The organism is Promicromonospora sp. NPDC052451 (assembly GCF_044547525.1).
In the GTDB taxonomy this organism is placed as follows: domain Bacteria; phylum Actinomycetota; class Actinomycetes; order Actinomycetales; family Cellulomonadaceae; genus Promicromonospora.
The window spans coordinates 326,288-340,646 of sequence record NZ_JBIUAP010000005.1; the positions used below are offsets into that span (position 1 = coordinate 326,288).

Genomic DNA, 14,359 nt, shown 5'->3' on the forward strand with positions numbered 1-14,359 from the left:
GGAGAGGGTCTACCACGCCCGGCGGTCTTGGACCCGTCGAGCAGCCGCTCGGTCATGTTCTCGCCTTCTTCGTACGCTGTTCGTAACAATCCAGTCTCGGAGTCTTGGCACAATAGCGGTCATGAGCGGCATCTCCGTCCCGACGCCACAGCCGTATCCCGTCCTTCCGGGAATGGAGACAGGTGACGCCAAGGAGGAGCTCCGCCGCGCGATCCGAGCCCAGCGCGGCCATCGGTCCGCCCGGCAGCGCGCGCAGGCCGCCGAGGCGTTCGCCGACGTCATCGAGTCGATCCCCGAGGTGCGCGACGCCGGATGCGTCGCCGCGTACGCGGCACGCAGCGCGGAGCCCGGGATGCTCCCGCTGCTGGAACGGCTCTCGGGCCGCGGCGTCCGCACGCTGCTCCCCGTGCTCGGGGCGGGCCTGGCCCGCGACTGGGCCGACTACACGGGCCCGGACGACCTGCTGGAGCGCGCCCCCGGCCGCCCGCCCGAGCCGGGCGGGAGCACCCTGGGCACCGATGCGATCAGGCTCGCCGACATCGTGCTGGCGCCGGCCCTCGCCGTCGACTCCCGCGGGGTGCGGCTGGGTCAGGGCGGCGGCTGGTACGACCGCGCGCTCACGCACCTGCGGCCGGGCGCGAAGGTCGTCGCCGTCGTCTTCCCGGAAGAGGTGTACGACGCCGCGGAGCACCCCCTGCCCCGCGAGGAGCACGACATCCTCGTCCACGCCGTCGCGACCACGACCGACTGGCGCTGGCTCGGCTGACCCGGCAGGGGCCGCCGTCCGGCGCGTGCGGGCCGGGCCCGTCGTGACGGACCCGGCCCGCGACGCCGGTCTCACGGCGTGAGGATCAGCTCGTTCTCCTGCGCGGCGGCTACCGCGTCCCTGCTGAACGGCCAGGGGAAGGTCTCCCCTGCCGCCCAGGCTGCGAGCTGGTCGTCGTAGTGGGCGGACGCCGGGTGCGCTGACGTGCCGGTCACCACCACCCAGGTGGAGGCGTCGAGGTCGGCGAGGTCGACGACCATGCGCATCGAGGGCCCGCTGGTCACCTCGAAGCTGTCGCTGGAGGCGTCCCAGGCCGTGGCGTTGACGATCGACGAGCCGCCCCCGACCTTGGTCGGTGCCGGGTTCATGTAGAACGCGATCGGGGCCGGGACGCCGGACCCGCCGAGCACCAGGTGCTCCAGGCGGAGCTGGTGCAGGGTGCCCCACTCCCAGTCGCTCGTGTCCTTGCCCAGCTCGACCGTCAGGTCCTGACGGGCGCTGGTCAGGGCCTCGGTGAGCACCTGGTCGCGGCTCTCCACCACGGCCACCGTGGACTTGTCGTCCCAGAACTCGTCGTTCGGGTTGTCGAGCATGCCCTGGATGACGGCGAGCCATCGGCTGCCGCCGTCGGGCCACATGGACTCCGGCAGCTCGTCGTTGAACGTGATCTGCAGGAGGTTGCGCCACACGGCCGCGAAGTACGCCGCGGGTGCGGAGTCGGCGTCCATCGACCGGTCCCAGTCGGCCAGCAGGTCCTGACCGTCTGACTCGTACCCGTCGGGTAGGTCGACCTCCAGCAGCACCGGCACCAGGGTGTCGGCGAACACGCTCCACTGGTCCGTCTGGATCGTGGTCATGTCGGCCGCCGTCAGCTTGCGGCCCTCCGCGATCTGGTCGCCGAGCAGCGTGCGGATGCGCTCCGACCGGTAGCCGTAGTCCCAGTCCCGGGTGAGGAACGGGCCCTCGCCGCCGGGGAGCACGGCCTGGTTGGCCGCCACGATGTACCCCTCGGCCGGGTCCACGACGCCGGGCATCTGCTCCTGCGGCACGAAGCCGGTCCAGTCGTACCGCGCGTCCCAGCCCGGTCGCGGCCAGGATCCGTCGGACTCCACGGCACCCGGCACGCTGGCCCGGACCGGGATCTTGCCCGGCGCCTGGTAGCCGATGTGCCCGTCCGTGGTGGCGAACACGATGTTCTGCGCGGGCACCTCGAACAGCGCGGCCGCGGCCTTCATGTCCGCCGGGGTCTTCGCCGTGTTCATCGCGAAGACGGCGTCGGCGGTGCGGCCGGGCTGGAGCGCCGTCCACTGCAACGAGATCTCGTACTGGCCCAGCTCGGTGCCCGTCTCGGTGGGCGACCGGCGGACCGCGTCCATGTCGGCCTCGTCCATCACCGAGGAGATGATCGGCCCGTGCACCGTGCGCCGGACCTCCAGGTCGATCGGGCTGCCGCCGTCGACCCGGATCACCTCGGTCTCCTTCTCCATGGGCACCCACTCGTCGGCGCCGCGCAGGTACGTGTCGTTGCGGACCCGCTCGATGAAGAAGTCGGTGACGTCGGCGCCCATGTTGGTCAGGCCCCAGGCGAGGTCGGCGTTGTGCCCGATGACCACACCGGGAAACCCCGAGAACGAGAACCCGGACACGTCGAACGGGCACTCCGGTCCCACCTGGTTGCAGTGCAGGCCCACCTGCGCCCAGATGCCGGGTGCGGCCAGGTCGAGGTGCGGGTCGTTGGCCAGGAGCGGCTTGCCCGACTCCGTGTACTTGCCCGACACGGCCCACGAGTTCGAGCCGGTGCCCTCGCCGCGCGCGATCTGCACGGGCACCGAGTCGAGCGCGCGCTGCGCCGCCTCCATCGCCTCTGCCAGCTCCGGGCTGCCGTACACGTCCCCGGTGGCCGACGCCGTCTGGGTCGCCTGGCTCTGCTGCGTCGCCTGCCCGGTCCCCACGTCGGCGGGGTCGAGGATGGGCGTGTTGCCCGTGCCCGAGAAGGCGGGGAAGAGCTCCGCGACCCGCGACGCGTCACCGAGCGTGCTGTAGGCCAGCGCCCGGTCGAGCTCGTCGTCGTAGTTGCCGCGCAGGTCCCACGCCATCGCCTTGAGCCAGGCGAGCGAGTCGATCGGGTCCCACGGCTCCGGCTCGTTCACCTCGACGCTGACGTCGAGCACCGTGTACTCGACGGCGGTCTCCGACGGGCTGCGGCCCGCGAGGTAGGCGTTGACGCCGTCGGCATAGGCCTGGAGGTACTGCCGGGTGGAGTCGTCCAGGACGTTGAACTCCTCCTCGGCCACGTGCCGCCAGCCGAAGGTCCGGATGACCATGTCCGCCTGGATCGCGTCCTCGTTGTTGCCCACCAGCTCGGCCAGCCGGCCCGCCGTCACGTGGCGGCGGTAGTCCATCTCGAAGAACCGGTCCTGCGCGTGCACGTAGCCCTGCGCACGGAAGAGGTCCTCGGCCGAGTCGGCGTAGATCTGCGGCACGCCCTGGGCGTCCCGGCTGACCCGCACGTCGGAGCCGAGGCCCTCGAGCTGCACCTCCCCGGAGAGCTCCGGGAGGGGACGGCGCGCGGTGAACCAGCCGAAGGTCGTGAGGGCGACGAGCACCAGCACCACGACGACGGCGGTACCCACCAGGAACTGGCGAACCATGGAGGTACGGGTCCGCCGACGGCGGGGACGCGGAGCGTCGGAAGGAGCGGTCTCGGCAGGCTCGACGGGATCGGCGGAAGTGGTCGCGGACACGCACTGGAGACTACCGCCAGCCCCAGACATTGAGTGAACGCGCACAGGTGAACGGCGTCGGGAGATCCTGGGACTATCCGTCGCCGCAGGACCGTTAGTATTGGCACTCGGAAACCCCGAGTGCCAGGCCCGGCCCCGGTGAGCGCACGCAGCTCCAGCCGGTCTGACGTCCCAGAGGAGTGCACGTGCCCACCTATGCGTACCGGTGTGCCGACTGCGGCCACGCGTTCGACATCCACCAGGAGTTCAGCGACGAGTCGCTGACGGTCTGCCCGGAGTGCCAGGGCAAGCTGCGAAAGGTCTTCAGCTCGGTCGGGGTCACGTTCAAGGGCTCCGGCTTCTACCGCACGGACTCGCGCAGCACGTCGACGAACAGCACGGTGAAGGCCGGAGGGTCGGACTCCTCCGGGTCCTCGTCGGGATCGTCGTCGAGCTCCTCCGGCGGTTCGTCGTCGAGCGGTTCCTCCACGTCCACCTCGTCGTCGAGCTCGTCGTCGAGCAGCTCCGGCACGAAGGCCGCATCGGCCTGAGCCGGCTGTTTGCTGGCGGCTGGCTGGGGTTGGCTGGCGGCTGGCCTGGCCGACGGCTGGCGACTGGCTTGACTGACGCGGCCGGCCTGGGCGACGGCTGGCGGCTGGCCAGTTTTGGCTGCGGCTGACCAGATTTGGCTGCGGCTGCCGGGGCTAGCTGTGATGTCCAGGGAGGTTGTTCCTGGATTCGGGCGAAACGCGCTCGGGGTTAGGGGCTGAGGAAGGCCTCCGGTAGTGGAGTGGAGTTGTCGAGAAACCACACCGCCCACCGGAGGCCTTCGTGACCCACGCTAACGCCCTGCTGACCCCGAGAGCACGCCTGCGCCTGGCGCGTCTGGTCGTCGAGTCCGGATGGACCATCACCAGCACCGCGAAGATGTTCATGGTCTCGCCACGCACCGCTAGCAAGTGGGCCCACCGCTACCGCACCGAGGGGCCCGCGGGCATGACCGACCGGTCCTCCCGCCCGCACCACAGCCCAACCCGGACCCCGCGACCCGTGGTCAAGCAGATCGTGGGCCTGCGGTGGCGCCACCGGCTCGGCCCGGCGCAGATCGCCGGGCGCCTGGGCATGCCGGCCTCGACCGTGCACGCCGTCCTGGTCCGGGCCAGGATCAACCGCCTGTCCCGGATCGACCGGGTCACCGGCGAACCGATCCGCCGCTACGAACACGAGTACCCGGGCTCGTTGATCCACGTCGACGTGACCAAGTTCGGCAACATCCCCGACGGCGGCGGGCACCGCTACGTCGGCCGGCAGCAGGGCGGACGTAACCAGCGCGCCACCCCAGGCCTGGCCCGCGGCACGGACTACAAGCCCCGCACCGGGACCGCGTTCCTGCACACCGTGATCGACGACCACTCCCGGCTGGCCTACGTCGAGATCCACACCGACGAGAAGGCCGACACCGCCGTCGGCGTCCTGCACCGGGCCACCGCCTGGCTGGCCGACCACGGCGTGAGCGTCCAGCGGGTCCTGTCCGACAACGGGGCGGCCTACCGATCCCACGCCTGGCGCGATGCCTGCGCCCAGCTCGACATCAAGCCCAAGCGCACCCGCCCCTACCGGCCCCAGACCAACGGCAAGATCGAACGCTTCCACCGCACCCTGGCCGACGGCTGGGCCTACGCCCGGCACTACACCTCCGAGACCGAACGTCGCGACGAGCTACCCGGCTGGCTGCACTACTACAACCACCACCGCGCGCACTCAGCGATCGGCAACCAACCACCCATCACCCGACTGAACAACCTCCCTGGACATCACAGCTAGCCGGCGACCGGCCGAGCCTGGCTGCGGCACCGTCGGCTCCACCCCGCCGCGCGCGTTCGGTCGGCAGCACCGGGATCGGTCGCTCGATCGACCGATCCCAGTGCTGGCGACCGAACGCTCGTCGCTGCGTCGAACAAGGGGCCGAAGTCAGCATCTCGCCTCGGGCCTCAGCGACCCGCTCGTAGCGCGCCCAGGCCCGCGAGAGTGACCACAGGCGCTCTCCTCGGGCCTCTGTGCACAGATGCACCCGCAACCAGCCCGCCGGTCGGACCGGCCACCTAGCGTCGTCGGCATGGGACTCCTCGACACGCTCACCGACACAGCCGTCCACCACGTTGCACCGCGCGATGATGCACCGCGCGATCCGGGCGCGCCGACGGCCCCGCTCCGGCCGTCCGTGCAGGACGAACCACACCGGTCGACGATGCGCGACGAGCCCCGCCGTCCGACGCCGTGGGAGGCGCCACGGCAACCCGGCCATGCCGCGAGCAGCCCGTGGAGCTTGGACGTCCTGGCCGCGTCCACCCTGGACACCACCACCGCGCCCAGCCCCCTGCTCTCCGCACCGTGGGGCGCCACACCGGACCGGTCACCGGGTCCCCGCCGACAGCAGAGTCGTGGCCTCGGCGGGTGGCTGTCGCGACCCGCGTCACCAGGATTCCGCCGGGCGCGGCGCATCCTGTGGCGCTGGCGCTTCGCCCTCGCCGCCGCGCTGTTCGGTCTGGCGGCAACCCTTGCCCTGTACGTGCTGCGCCCGCCCCCGCCTCCGACGGTGGACATCGCGATCACTGCCCGTCCGATCGCGGTCGGAACCCAGCTGACCAGCGAAGACGTCGTTCTGCGACCCGTCGCCGCCGACGCCGCCCCACCCGGCGTGGCCCACGCCGTGCACGACCTCCTGGGGCGGGTGGCGGTCGTCGGGCTGCCAGCCGGCGCGCCCCTGCACGCCACCCTTGTCTCCGACGACGGCGTCTCCGCCGCCGCGCCACGCGGCTCGGCGGTGGTCCCGGTCCGCCTGTCCGACGATGCGGTCGCCGCCCTCCTGCGCCCCGGCGACCGCGTGGACCTGCTGGCCGGGACGACGTCGGGCATCGAACCGGCGACCGAGCCCCGATACCTCGCTCGCGACGCGCTGGTGCTCCCCGTCCCGCCCGGACGCGCGCCGGAGGCGGCAGGCGGACTGCTCGGACCGGCGTCAGAGGCCGACCGGCCGGTCACGCTCGTCGCGGTGAGCCCGCAGGAGGCCCCCGAGCTGTCGGCGGTCTCGGGCTGGGGTTCCGTGACGGCTGTTCTGGTGCCGTAGCCGCACACCCAGTGGATCCGGCATAGTGGGGCAAACAACGACCGCATTCTGCGGAATGTCCCGTTCGAGGTGCGGATTCTCGGAACAAACCGGAGAATCCATGACCGGGCCGGTCCCGGCGGCCCGAGAACATTCGTGAACAACAGCAGGGGAATCAGGATGCTTCAGGGTTTCAAGGAATTCATCACGCGCGGCAACGTGCTCGACCTCGCGGTCGCCGTCGTCATCGGCGCCGCCTTCTCCGGGGTCATCAGCGGCCTCGTGGACGGCTTCATCATGCCGCTCATCGGGTGGCTCATCGGTGCGCCGGACTTCACCGAGATCGCCTTCTATCTCCCGAACTGGCAGGGCGAGACCACGAAGTTCCAGATCGGCCTCTTCATCCAGGGCGTGATCATGTTCCTGCTGATCTCGGCAGCGATCTACTTCTTCGTGATCCTCCCGATCAAGAAGCTGCAGTCGCTGCGCAAGCAGGCCGAAGAGGACGTCGTCGAGGAGGCGCTGGCCGAGGAGGTCGTGCTGCTCACCGAGATCCGCGACCTGCTCCGCACCCAGGCGGGCGCCGCCTCGCAGAACCGCTGACCCACCGGATCGCCGACGGCGACTCAGCTCCCGCGGCGGTCGTCAACGGCCAGCCCCGTCGTGGTCGGTGGAACGTCACCTGGCGTCCCACCGACCATCGCGGGTCCGGCACCGCAGCGTGGGATGGGCCGAACGTGCGATGGGCCGAACGTGCGATGGGCCGAACGTGCGACTGACCGAGCGCCTGACATATCGGCATGCATCGCGCCTGACCCGCGTGCTCAACCCCAGTGCGGGGGCACGTCCCGGCGGAGCTGTTCGTCGTTGGACCCGTGACCGCCGGCAGCAGCCCGGTCGTCAGTGTCCTCACCCCAGCCGGCCGGGCGTTCGTCCGCGCTCACACCCAGCACCGCCTCACGTTCGGTCCCCCGCCGCACGGCTCGCCGAGGTCCCCGACGCCGGGGCGTGCCGCCGCTCGGCACCGCCTCGGCGCCCTGCTCCTCGGACTCGTTCACGTGTCCATTGTCCCCCGACCACCCGCCGAGGGTCTGCGCGAGCCGACCTGGCTCCGTGCTCCAGGCGTCCGCCTGCAAAGCTGGCACCGTCCAGCAAGGTCGGCACGGTCCAGCGACATCGGCGCCATCCGGGCACCCACCGGCAAGTTCGGGACCGTGCAGCAACGTCGGCACCGCCCGGGGAACCCGCCAGGAAGCTCAGCACCCTCCGGCGCAGTCGGATCCTGCAGTAATGCCGACGCCCGCGGGCGAGGTCGGCAGTTTGCTTCGAGATCGGCACAGGCCTGTGCCGATCTCGAAGCAAACTGCCGACCACCTGAGTCTGACGAGGCAAACTGCCGACCTCGCCGGAGGAACCTGCCGACCTCAAGCCACCAGCTTCAAACCGCCGGCCGCAAGCCACCAACAAGGCATCCGCCGGGAGCCCCCAAGCCAAGCCGGGCGCCCACCAACTCAGCCAGCCCCAAGCCAAGCCGGGCGCCCACCAACTCAGCCAGGCAGCCCCAAGCCGATCTAGGCGCCCACCAAATCAACCAGGCGCCCCAGCCCACCCAGGCACATCCAGCCCAGCCAGGCACCCAGTCCGCCCGGCCCCTCCGGCCAGCCCGTGACCGGCCAGCTCGTCACCAGCCGCCCGTGACCGGCCCTCGAAGCCGACGAGTCCGCCCCACACCAACAGGGGCCACCCCCACACCTCAGTCGTCCAGCACCTGCGGCACCACCAGTTCCGCCGCCGGGGCCACTCCCCCGGACAGCCCGACCCGTGCGTCCCGCACCGACAGCACCACGCTCCGCACCCGCTCCGCCTCGGCGTCCGGGTCCAGGAACGCGGCGGCCGACCACACCTGAGCCACGATCCAGCCGAGCCGTTCCAGCCGTTCGGCGAGCTGGCGGTCACGCACGCGGATCGACGGTTCGGCCACGTACGCGGCGTCGTCGGTCAGCACGGCCACCAGCAGCTCACCGGGCAGGTCGGGGTGGCCCACGGCGAGGGGGATCCGGTCGCCGCCGGGCAGGCCGTAGTCCGTCTCGACCACGAGGCCGGAGCGCCACAGCCGCTCCCCGAGGTCCACCACGAGCCGGTCCAGCGACCGTGCCACGTCCACGCCGTTGCCGATCTCCACCTGGTCCGCGAGCCCGGAGCGCTCCTCGGCGAAGGACAGCACCCGCGCCAGCAGCTGCGGCCCCGGGCCGCGGAGCCGCTCCGGGTCGAGGTCGCTTGCCGGGAAGCACGACACCACGTGCAGGCGCTTGCGTGCCGCGCCCAGCGAGCCGAGCAGCATCGCGTCGCCGCCGGCGTCGCCGAGCACGCCGAACCGGTGCAGCACGCGGCCGTGCGGCGTCCGCCCGAATCCGAGGGTGAGCACAATGGTGTCGCGGGCCAGCCCGGCCACGCCCGTCACGTCGGCCACCACCACCGGCTCGGGCCGCGAGCCCGCGAAGAACGGGGCCAGGGCCGGGTTGTTCCGCACCTCCGCGAGCAGCCGCTCCCGGATCCGGTCGGCGTGCGCCGCGGTGACGGTCACGATGCCGAAGGTCTCCTCCGGCCGGGTCATCGCGTGCTCGATGGCGAGGTCGACCACGCGCTCGACCTCCGCCGTCGTCGACTCGACGGTCCCCGAGACCGGATCCGGCATACCGGTCCCGTCCACGAGCGAGAAGTGCACCAGAGCCTCGGTGCGCGGCAGGGGCGCGGGCCGCAGGATGCCCTCGTAGCCGTGCTCGGCCAGCAGCGCCGTGAGGCGCGGGTCGCGGCGCGCGGGCTCGGGCTGGAGCGTGACGCGCGGCAGCAGCCGGGCCAGGTCCCGCACGGCGGTGCCCGACGCCGACCGCGGGTCGCCCACCACCACGATCTGCCGGCCCCGGGCCAGCGCGGGCACGACCACCTCGACCGGCACGTGCTGCACGGCGTCCAGGATCACCAGGTCGGCGCTCCGCTCGGCGGGCAGCAGGTGCGGCACCATCGTCGGCGTCGAGACCCAGGTGGGACGCAGGCGCCGCACGGTCGAGCCGTGCGCGGACACCAGGTCGCGCATCGAGGTGAGGCCGCCGTCGACCAGCTGGGCGTAGAGCGCCTCGGCGTCGTCCCGTTCCTCGCGCATGGCGGCGCCCAGGTGCGCGCGCACCGCGGCCCGCACGGGCGCGGACAGGGAGCCGACGTGCCGGCGGTCCAGCTCGCGGAACCGTCCGGCGAGGGCGTCGAGGCCCGCACCGTCCTGACCGGCGAGGTCGGGCTCGGTGGCAAGGATCTGCTCGAACACCGAGGACCACCACGACAGCTCCAGCTCCGGGCCCACGAGGTCGGCCTCGACGCGGCGCTCGGTGAGGTCGTCGACGAGGTCGCCGAGACCGGACGCCCGCAGCCGGCGCAGCACCGCGGTCCGCTCCGGCAGCGGGGTCAGCGCCTCCCGCGTCTCCGAGAGGGAGGCGAGCCGCTGGACCATCGCGAACAGGTCCAGGTCGAGCAGGCCGCCCCCCGCGTGCGAGGAGCGCAGCACGGGTTCGAGGGCCTCCAGGTCGATCCGCACCGCCTCGTAGGTCTCCTCGACGGCCGCCAGGCCCTCGGGCAGGGTCGGCCAGCCGCCACGCGGGCACTGCTCCTGCCAGACCTCGCGCTGGCGCTGCACCTCGACGAGGGCCGCGTGCATGTCCGGCACCCGGACGCCCGGGCGCACCATCTCGCGGGCCCGGCGCTTCAGCCGGCGTCGCGCCAGCCAGCCCATCTCCACACCCTGCTCCGCGCGCTTCCGTCGCGACGCCGTGGCCTGCACCATGTCGGCGGCCGTGCGCTCGAACACCATGGGCTGGAACACGTCGAGCGTGCCGCGCATCCCCCCGAGCATGGCGAGCTGCTCACCCCACTGGCGAGCCGTCGTCGCCTTGACCAGGCCGGTCACCCGCGCCACGTACTCGATCTGCTCCCGCAGCTCCGGCAGCGTGTGCTCGGCGAGCCGGGTCACGCGGGCGAGCGTCGAGCGGGCGTCGTCGTCGGTGAGGATGTGCGCGCCGAACCACGGGCTGGACGCCGACGTGAGCGTGAACGCCCCCAGCTCGGCCGCCCGCTCCAGGTCGGCCGCGAGCTCCGCGCGGCGCTCGGCGCCCAGCGCGAGCACCTCCTCGGAACCGAGCCGCACCCGGGTGGCCGGCGCCGGCCGCTCCGAGGTGAGCCGCGCGAGCGCCTGCAGGGCGTCGTACGCGGAGACCCGCCACGGGTCCCGCACGCGGTGCAGCGCCCCGATGTAGCCGGCGAGCTGCGCCCGCGACCCGATCAGGGCGTCCCGGACCCGGGCCACCTCGTCGACGTCGATCCGTTCCTGCGCGGGCGCCATCGCCTCCAGGAGGCGCCGTGAGGTCGAGGTGCGCCACGTCGGCACGGGCGCGATGTCGAGCAGCAGGCCCGCCAGACCCAGCGAGTCCAGCCGCGCGGCCAGGGCGTCGGCGGCGCGGCGGTGCCCCGGCACGTACAGCACGGAGCGGCCGCTCGCGTTCGCCTCGGCGACGACCGCGGCCAGCGTGCCGGCGGCGTCGGACCCGACCGGGGCGTCCACGAACAGGTGGCTGCCGGTCGTGAGCGCGTCCACGACGTGCCGCTGGTGCGGGTCGAGGTCGCCGACGCCGCGCTCGTGCGCCGGGTCGGCGTCGCCCACCCGTGCCGGGGGCAGCTCCGTCCGGCCGAGCCTGCGCACCGAGTCGTCCACGCCGCCGAGGGCGGAGACCACCTCGTGGCTCCCCAGCGTCGGGGCGAGCTCGTCGAGGTCGTCGACCAGCGCCTGGCCGGGGTGCACGAACGTGCCCACCAGCACTCGCCGGTCGAGCTGGAAGTCGCCCAGCACAGCCGAGCCGAGGCTCGCCACCCGGTCCAGCACGTCGGTGGGGTTGAACCCGGCGAGCGTGAAGGTCGCCTTGGCCAGCGCGGCAGGATCGAGCAGGGCGCCGTGGGCCCGCAGCGTGCGCGCCACCACGGGGTTGATCTCGGCGGCGGTGTCGAGCGTGATGTCGTAGTCACCCTCGCCGTCGGTGCGCGGCGTCAGCGTGACGGGACGCAGGATGACGGGTGCGCGCACCACGCGCGGCCCCTCGGCCTCCTCGTCCGCGGACGACGCCGGACGCCCCGACGGCATGGCCAGCGTGACGACCGGGACGGAGCCGGTGAGGGCCGGTGCGTCGTCGGGGCTGTCCGCGGACTCCTGCTCCGGCGGCTGGGGCGCGCTCGCCGGCCCGAGCACCCGGGTGATCGCCTCCATGTCGTCCCGGCGTCCGGCGTCCGACCCACCGGAGACCGGGTACTCCGTCCACGTGGCGACGCCGATCGCGAGGTAGGTCGGCGAGAGCCCGTAGCGCTGCGCGTGCTCCGCGGAGCGGGCCGCGACCGCTCGGGCACGACGCCGGGCCGTGGGCAGGGCACCGGCCTCGCGGACCAGGTTGGACAGGCGGGTCGGCCGGCCTGCGAAGAGCTGGGCGACGCCCGACGGGTGCGCCGACGACAGGTCGATGACGGCCTCGCCGAGCAGCCCGACGTCGGCCAGGGACGATCCCCCGGCGAGGCGGACGAGCCCGGCCCGCCAGCGCGCGACCGACTCGGCCATGGGGTCGCGGGATGCTCGCGGTGTGGACCCCGAGGCCTCCGACGCGGCCAGCTCGGTGGCCGGGTCCACGTTCTCGTCCTGCAGCGCGGCCGAGAGCTCCTCGGTCAGGTCGGCCGAGCTCTCGGGGGCGGCTGCGGTCTGGCGGCGTGCAGCGTTCACACCAGCACGCTAACCGTGCGGCGCACGCAAGCTCCGGACGCCACGCCGCGCGACACGCCGGACCATCCGAACCCCCGGCGTGGCGCGACGCGCGGGCGCACGGGCCCGGCATGCGACCGTGCGCGCCAGCAGGACTCTCGGGGGGGGCGATGTTCCCGGGAATGCAGGAGCCCCTCCGGCAGGGGGTCCGAAGGGGCTTCGCAGACGGGCCGGAGCCCGACGGGGTATGACGATGCGCACCGCGCAGGGGGCGGGCGATGCGCACCGTCTTGTGAGAGTCTGCACCTGTTCCAGGCGGACGTCAACACCGACTCGGACGATTGTCCAACTTGCTTTTCCTCCGGCCGGCAAACGTTTTCGAATTCCGGCCCGAGCGGCGCCCACAAGACGTTCTGCCGCGTCGTTGCACGGTTCCCGACCCGTGCCCGGCCCCCGTCACCGGACCCGCTCGGGCAGCCCGGAGATGGCCCGCGAGACGCCTCCGGGACCCGGGATATCACCCCCTGGCCGTGCCGGTGCGGGCACGATCCGGACGCCGGTCCGCCGTCGGGAAAAAGCGTGGACACCGCCTCCTAGGATCGAACGTTTGTGAGCGCACTCGTCGAGGTCGTCTTCCCCCGCCGGCTGGGACGGCCGTTCCGCTGGCTCGTCTCGGCGTCCTGGACCAGCAACATCGGCGACGGCATCGCGCTGGCCGCCGGACCCTTGCTCGTCGCCTCGCAGACCGACAGCGCCTTCCTCGTCGCGCTCGCCGCCATGCTCGAACGCCTGCCGTGGCTCGTGTTCGGTCTGTGGGCGGGTGTGCTCGCCGACCGGCTCGACCGCCGCGCCGTCGTCATCGTCGCGAACGCCGTCCGTGCCCTCGTCATCGCGGTGCTGTGCGTGTTCGTCGCCACCGGGACGGTGTCCATCTGGCTGGTCCTGGCCGCGATGTTCCTCTGGGGCACGGCCGAGGTCTTCGCCGACACCACCCAGCAGACCCTGCTGCCCATGCTCGTGGAGCCCCGGGACCTCGGCACCGGCAACCAGCGCCTCCAGGCCGGCTTCCTCACGGCGAACCAGTTCGCCGGCCCTCCGCTGGGCGCGTTCCTGTTCGCGGCGGGGATGGTCTGGCCGTTCGTGGTACAGGTGGTCTGCGTGACCCTCGCGGTGGTCCTGGTCTCCCGGGTACGCCTGCCCGACGCCGAACCCCGCCCCGGCGCCAGGTCGCACGTGCGGCAGGACATCGCCGAGGGGCTGCGCTGGATCTGGCACCACGCCCCCGTGCGCACGCTGGCGATCGTCATCCTCACCTTCAACATCACGTGGGCGGCGCCGGGTGCGGTGCTGGTCAAGTACGCGCTCGACCACCTGCACATGAGCGAGGTGGAGTACGGCCTGCTCACCACGTCGGCGGCGGTCGGCGGCATCGTGGGCACGCTGGCCTACGGCTGGCTGGAGCGGCACGTGGCCCTGGCCACCCTCATGCGCGTGTGCCTCACCCTGGAGGTGCTCTACCACGCGGCCTTCGCCCTGACGACGACGAGCTGGGTGGCGATCCTGATCATGGGTGTCTTCGGGGTCTACGCCTTCGTCTGGGGCACGCTCTCCACCACCGTCCGGCAGCGGGCGGTACCGCGCGAGTTCCAGGGCCGGGTGGGCTCTCTGTACATGATCTGCGTGTTCGGCGGCGTCGCGCTCGGGCAGCTGCTCGGCGGCATCATCGCCGAGCACTGGGGGCTCGTCGCGCCGTGGTGGTTCGCCTGCGCCGGCGCGGGCCTCACCCTGGTGCTGGTCTGGCGGTCCCTCGGCAACATCGCCCACGCGGGTGCCCCCGACGGGCCGGCGGCTTCCTGACGTCTGTCCCATTCGTTCGCGGGTTCGGTCCGTCGCCTGGCTGTTGCCTGACGCCGCTCGCTGCGGTCGGTCCGTTGCCTGGGTTCCATGGCGGGTGTTCGGTTCCGTCGACGGGTTCCGCGACG

General features: G+C 72.6%; 9 protein-coding genes and 1 pseudogene. 6 read left to right on the top strand and 4 right to left on the bottom strand.

The window, feature by feature from the left end; translation table 11 throughout:
• The first annotated feature begins 121 nt into the window (after positions 1-121).
• A complete protein-coding gene (locus ACIG47_RS11405; protein ID WP_397418993.1) occupies positions 122-766 on the top strand; it encodes a 5-formyltetrahydrofolate cyclo-ligase in 645 nt (214 codons plus the stop codon).
• A gap of 71 nt (positions 767-837) precedes the next feature.
• Here the strand turns inward: ACIG47_RS11405 and ACIG47_RS11410 are convergent, their stop codons facing one another.
• Positions 838-3,417 carry a penicillin acylase family protein gene (locus ACIG47_RS11410; protein ID WP_397430976.1) on the bottom strand — a complete coding sequence of 860 codons (2,580 nt, stop codon included), beginning with the start codon at positions 3,415-3,417 and terminating at the stop codon, positions 838-840.
• A 278-nt stretch (positions 3,418-3,695) separates the two neighbouring features.
• Between ACIG47_RS11410 and ACIG47_RS11415 the strand changes: the two are divergent.
• A pseudogene (locus tag ACIG47_RS11415) lies at positions 3,696-3,836 on the top strand (FmdB family zinc ribbon protein); the annotation flags it as partial.
• A 14-nt stretch (positions 3,837-3,850) separates the two neighbouring features.
• Here the strand turns inward: ACIG47_RS11415 and ACIG47_RS11420 are convergent.
• A complete protein-coding gene (locus tag ACIG47_RS11420; protein WP_397430981.1) occupies positions 3,851-4,021 on the bottom strand; it encodes a hypothetical protein in 171 nt (56 codons plus the stop codon).
• 299 nt (positions 4,022-4,320) lie between these two features.
• Here ACIG47_RS11420 and ACIG47_RS11425 point away from each other — a divergent pair, with 299 nt between their 5' ends.
• From ACIG47_RS11425 to mscL, 3 genes are all read left to right on the top strand, one after another.
• Positions 4,321-5,313 (top strand): IS481 family transposase, encoded by a 993-nt coding sequence (locus tag ACIG47_RS11425; protein WP_397430894.1) that lies wholly within the window; start codon positions 4,321-4,323, stop codon positions 5,311-5,313.
• A 292-nt stretch (positions 5,314-5,605) separates the two neighbouring features.
• Positions 5,606-6,616 (top strand): RcpC/CpaB family pilus assembly protein, encoded by a 1,011-nt coding sequence (locus tag ACIG47_RS11430; RefSeq protein ID WP_397430895.1) that lies wholly within the window; start codon positions 5,606-5,608, stop codon positions 6,614-6,616.
• Between the two features lie 159 nt (positions 6,617-6,775).
• Positions 6,776-7,198, top strand: a complete 423-nt coding sequence (mscL, locus tag ACIG47_RS11435) for a large conductance mechanosensitive channel protein MscL (protein WP_397430896.1) — start codon at positions 6,776-6,778, stop codon at positions 7,196-7,198.
• Positions 7,199-7,419: 221 nt separating this feature from the next.
• Here the strand turns inward: mscL and ACIG47_RS11440 are convergent, their stop codons facing one another.
• Together ACIG47_RS11440 and ACIG47_RS11445 are read right to left on the bottom strand one after the other, a co-directional pair.
• The gene (locus ACIG47_RS11440) at positions 7,420-7,653 is read right to left on the bottom strand and encodes a hypothetical protein (RefSeq protein WP_397430897.1); all 234 of its coding nucleotides are present in this window, start codon (positions 7,651-7,653) and stop codon (positions 7,420-7,422) included.
• Positions 7,654-8,348: 695 nt separating this feature from the next.
• Complete coding sequence (locus ACIG47_RS11445; RefSeq protein WP_397430898.1) at positions 8,349-12,398, bottom strand: hypothetical protein; 4,050 nt, start codon at positions 12,396-12,398, stop codon at positions 8,349-8,351.
• Positions 12,399-12,986: 588 nt separating this feature from the next.
• On the opposite strand from ACIG47_RS11445, the gene ACIG47_RS11450 reads away from it, so the two are divergent.
• Entirely contained in the window at positions 12,987-14,234 is a 1,248-nt protein-coding gene (locus ACIG47_RS11450) for an MFS transporter (protein ID WP_397430899.1), read from the top strand.
• The last annotated feature ends 125 nt before the right edge of the window (positions 14,235-14,359 follow it).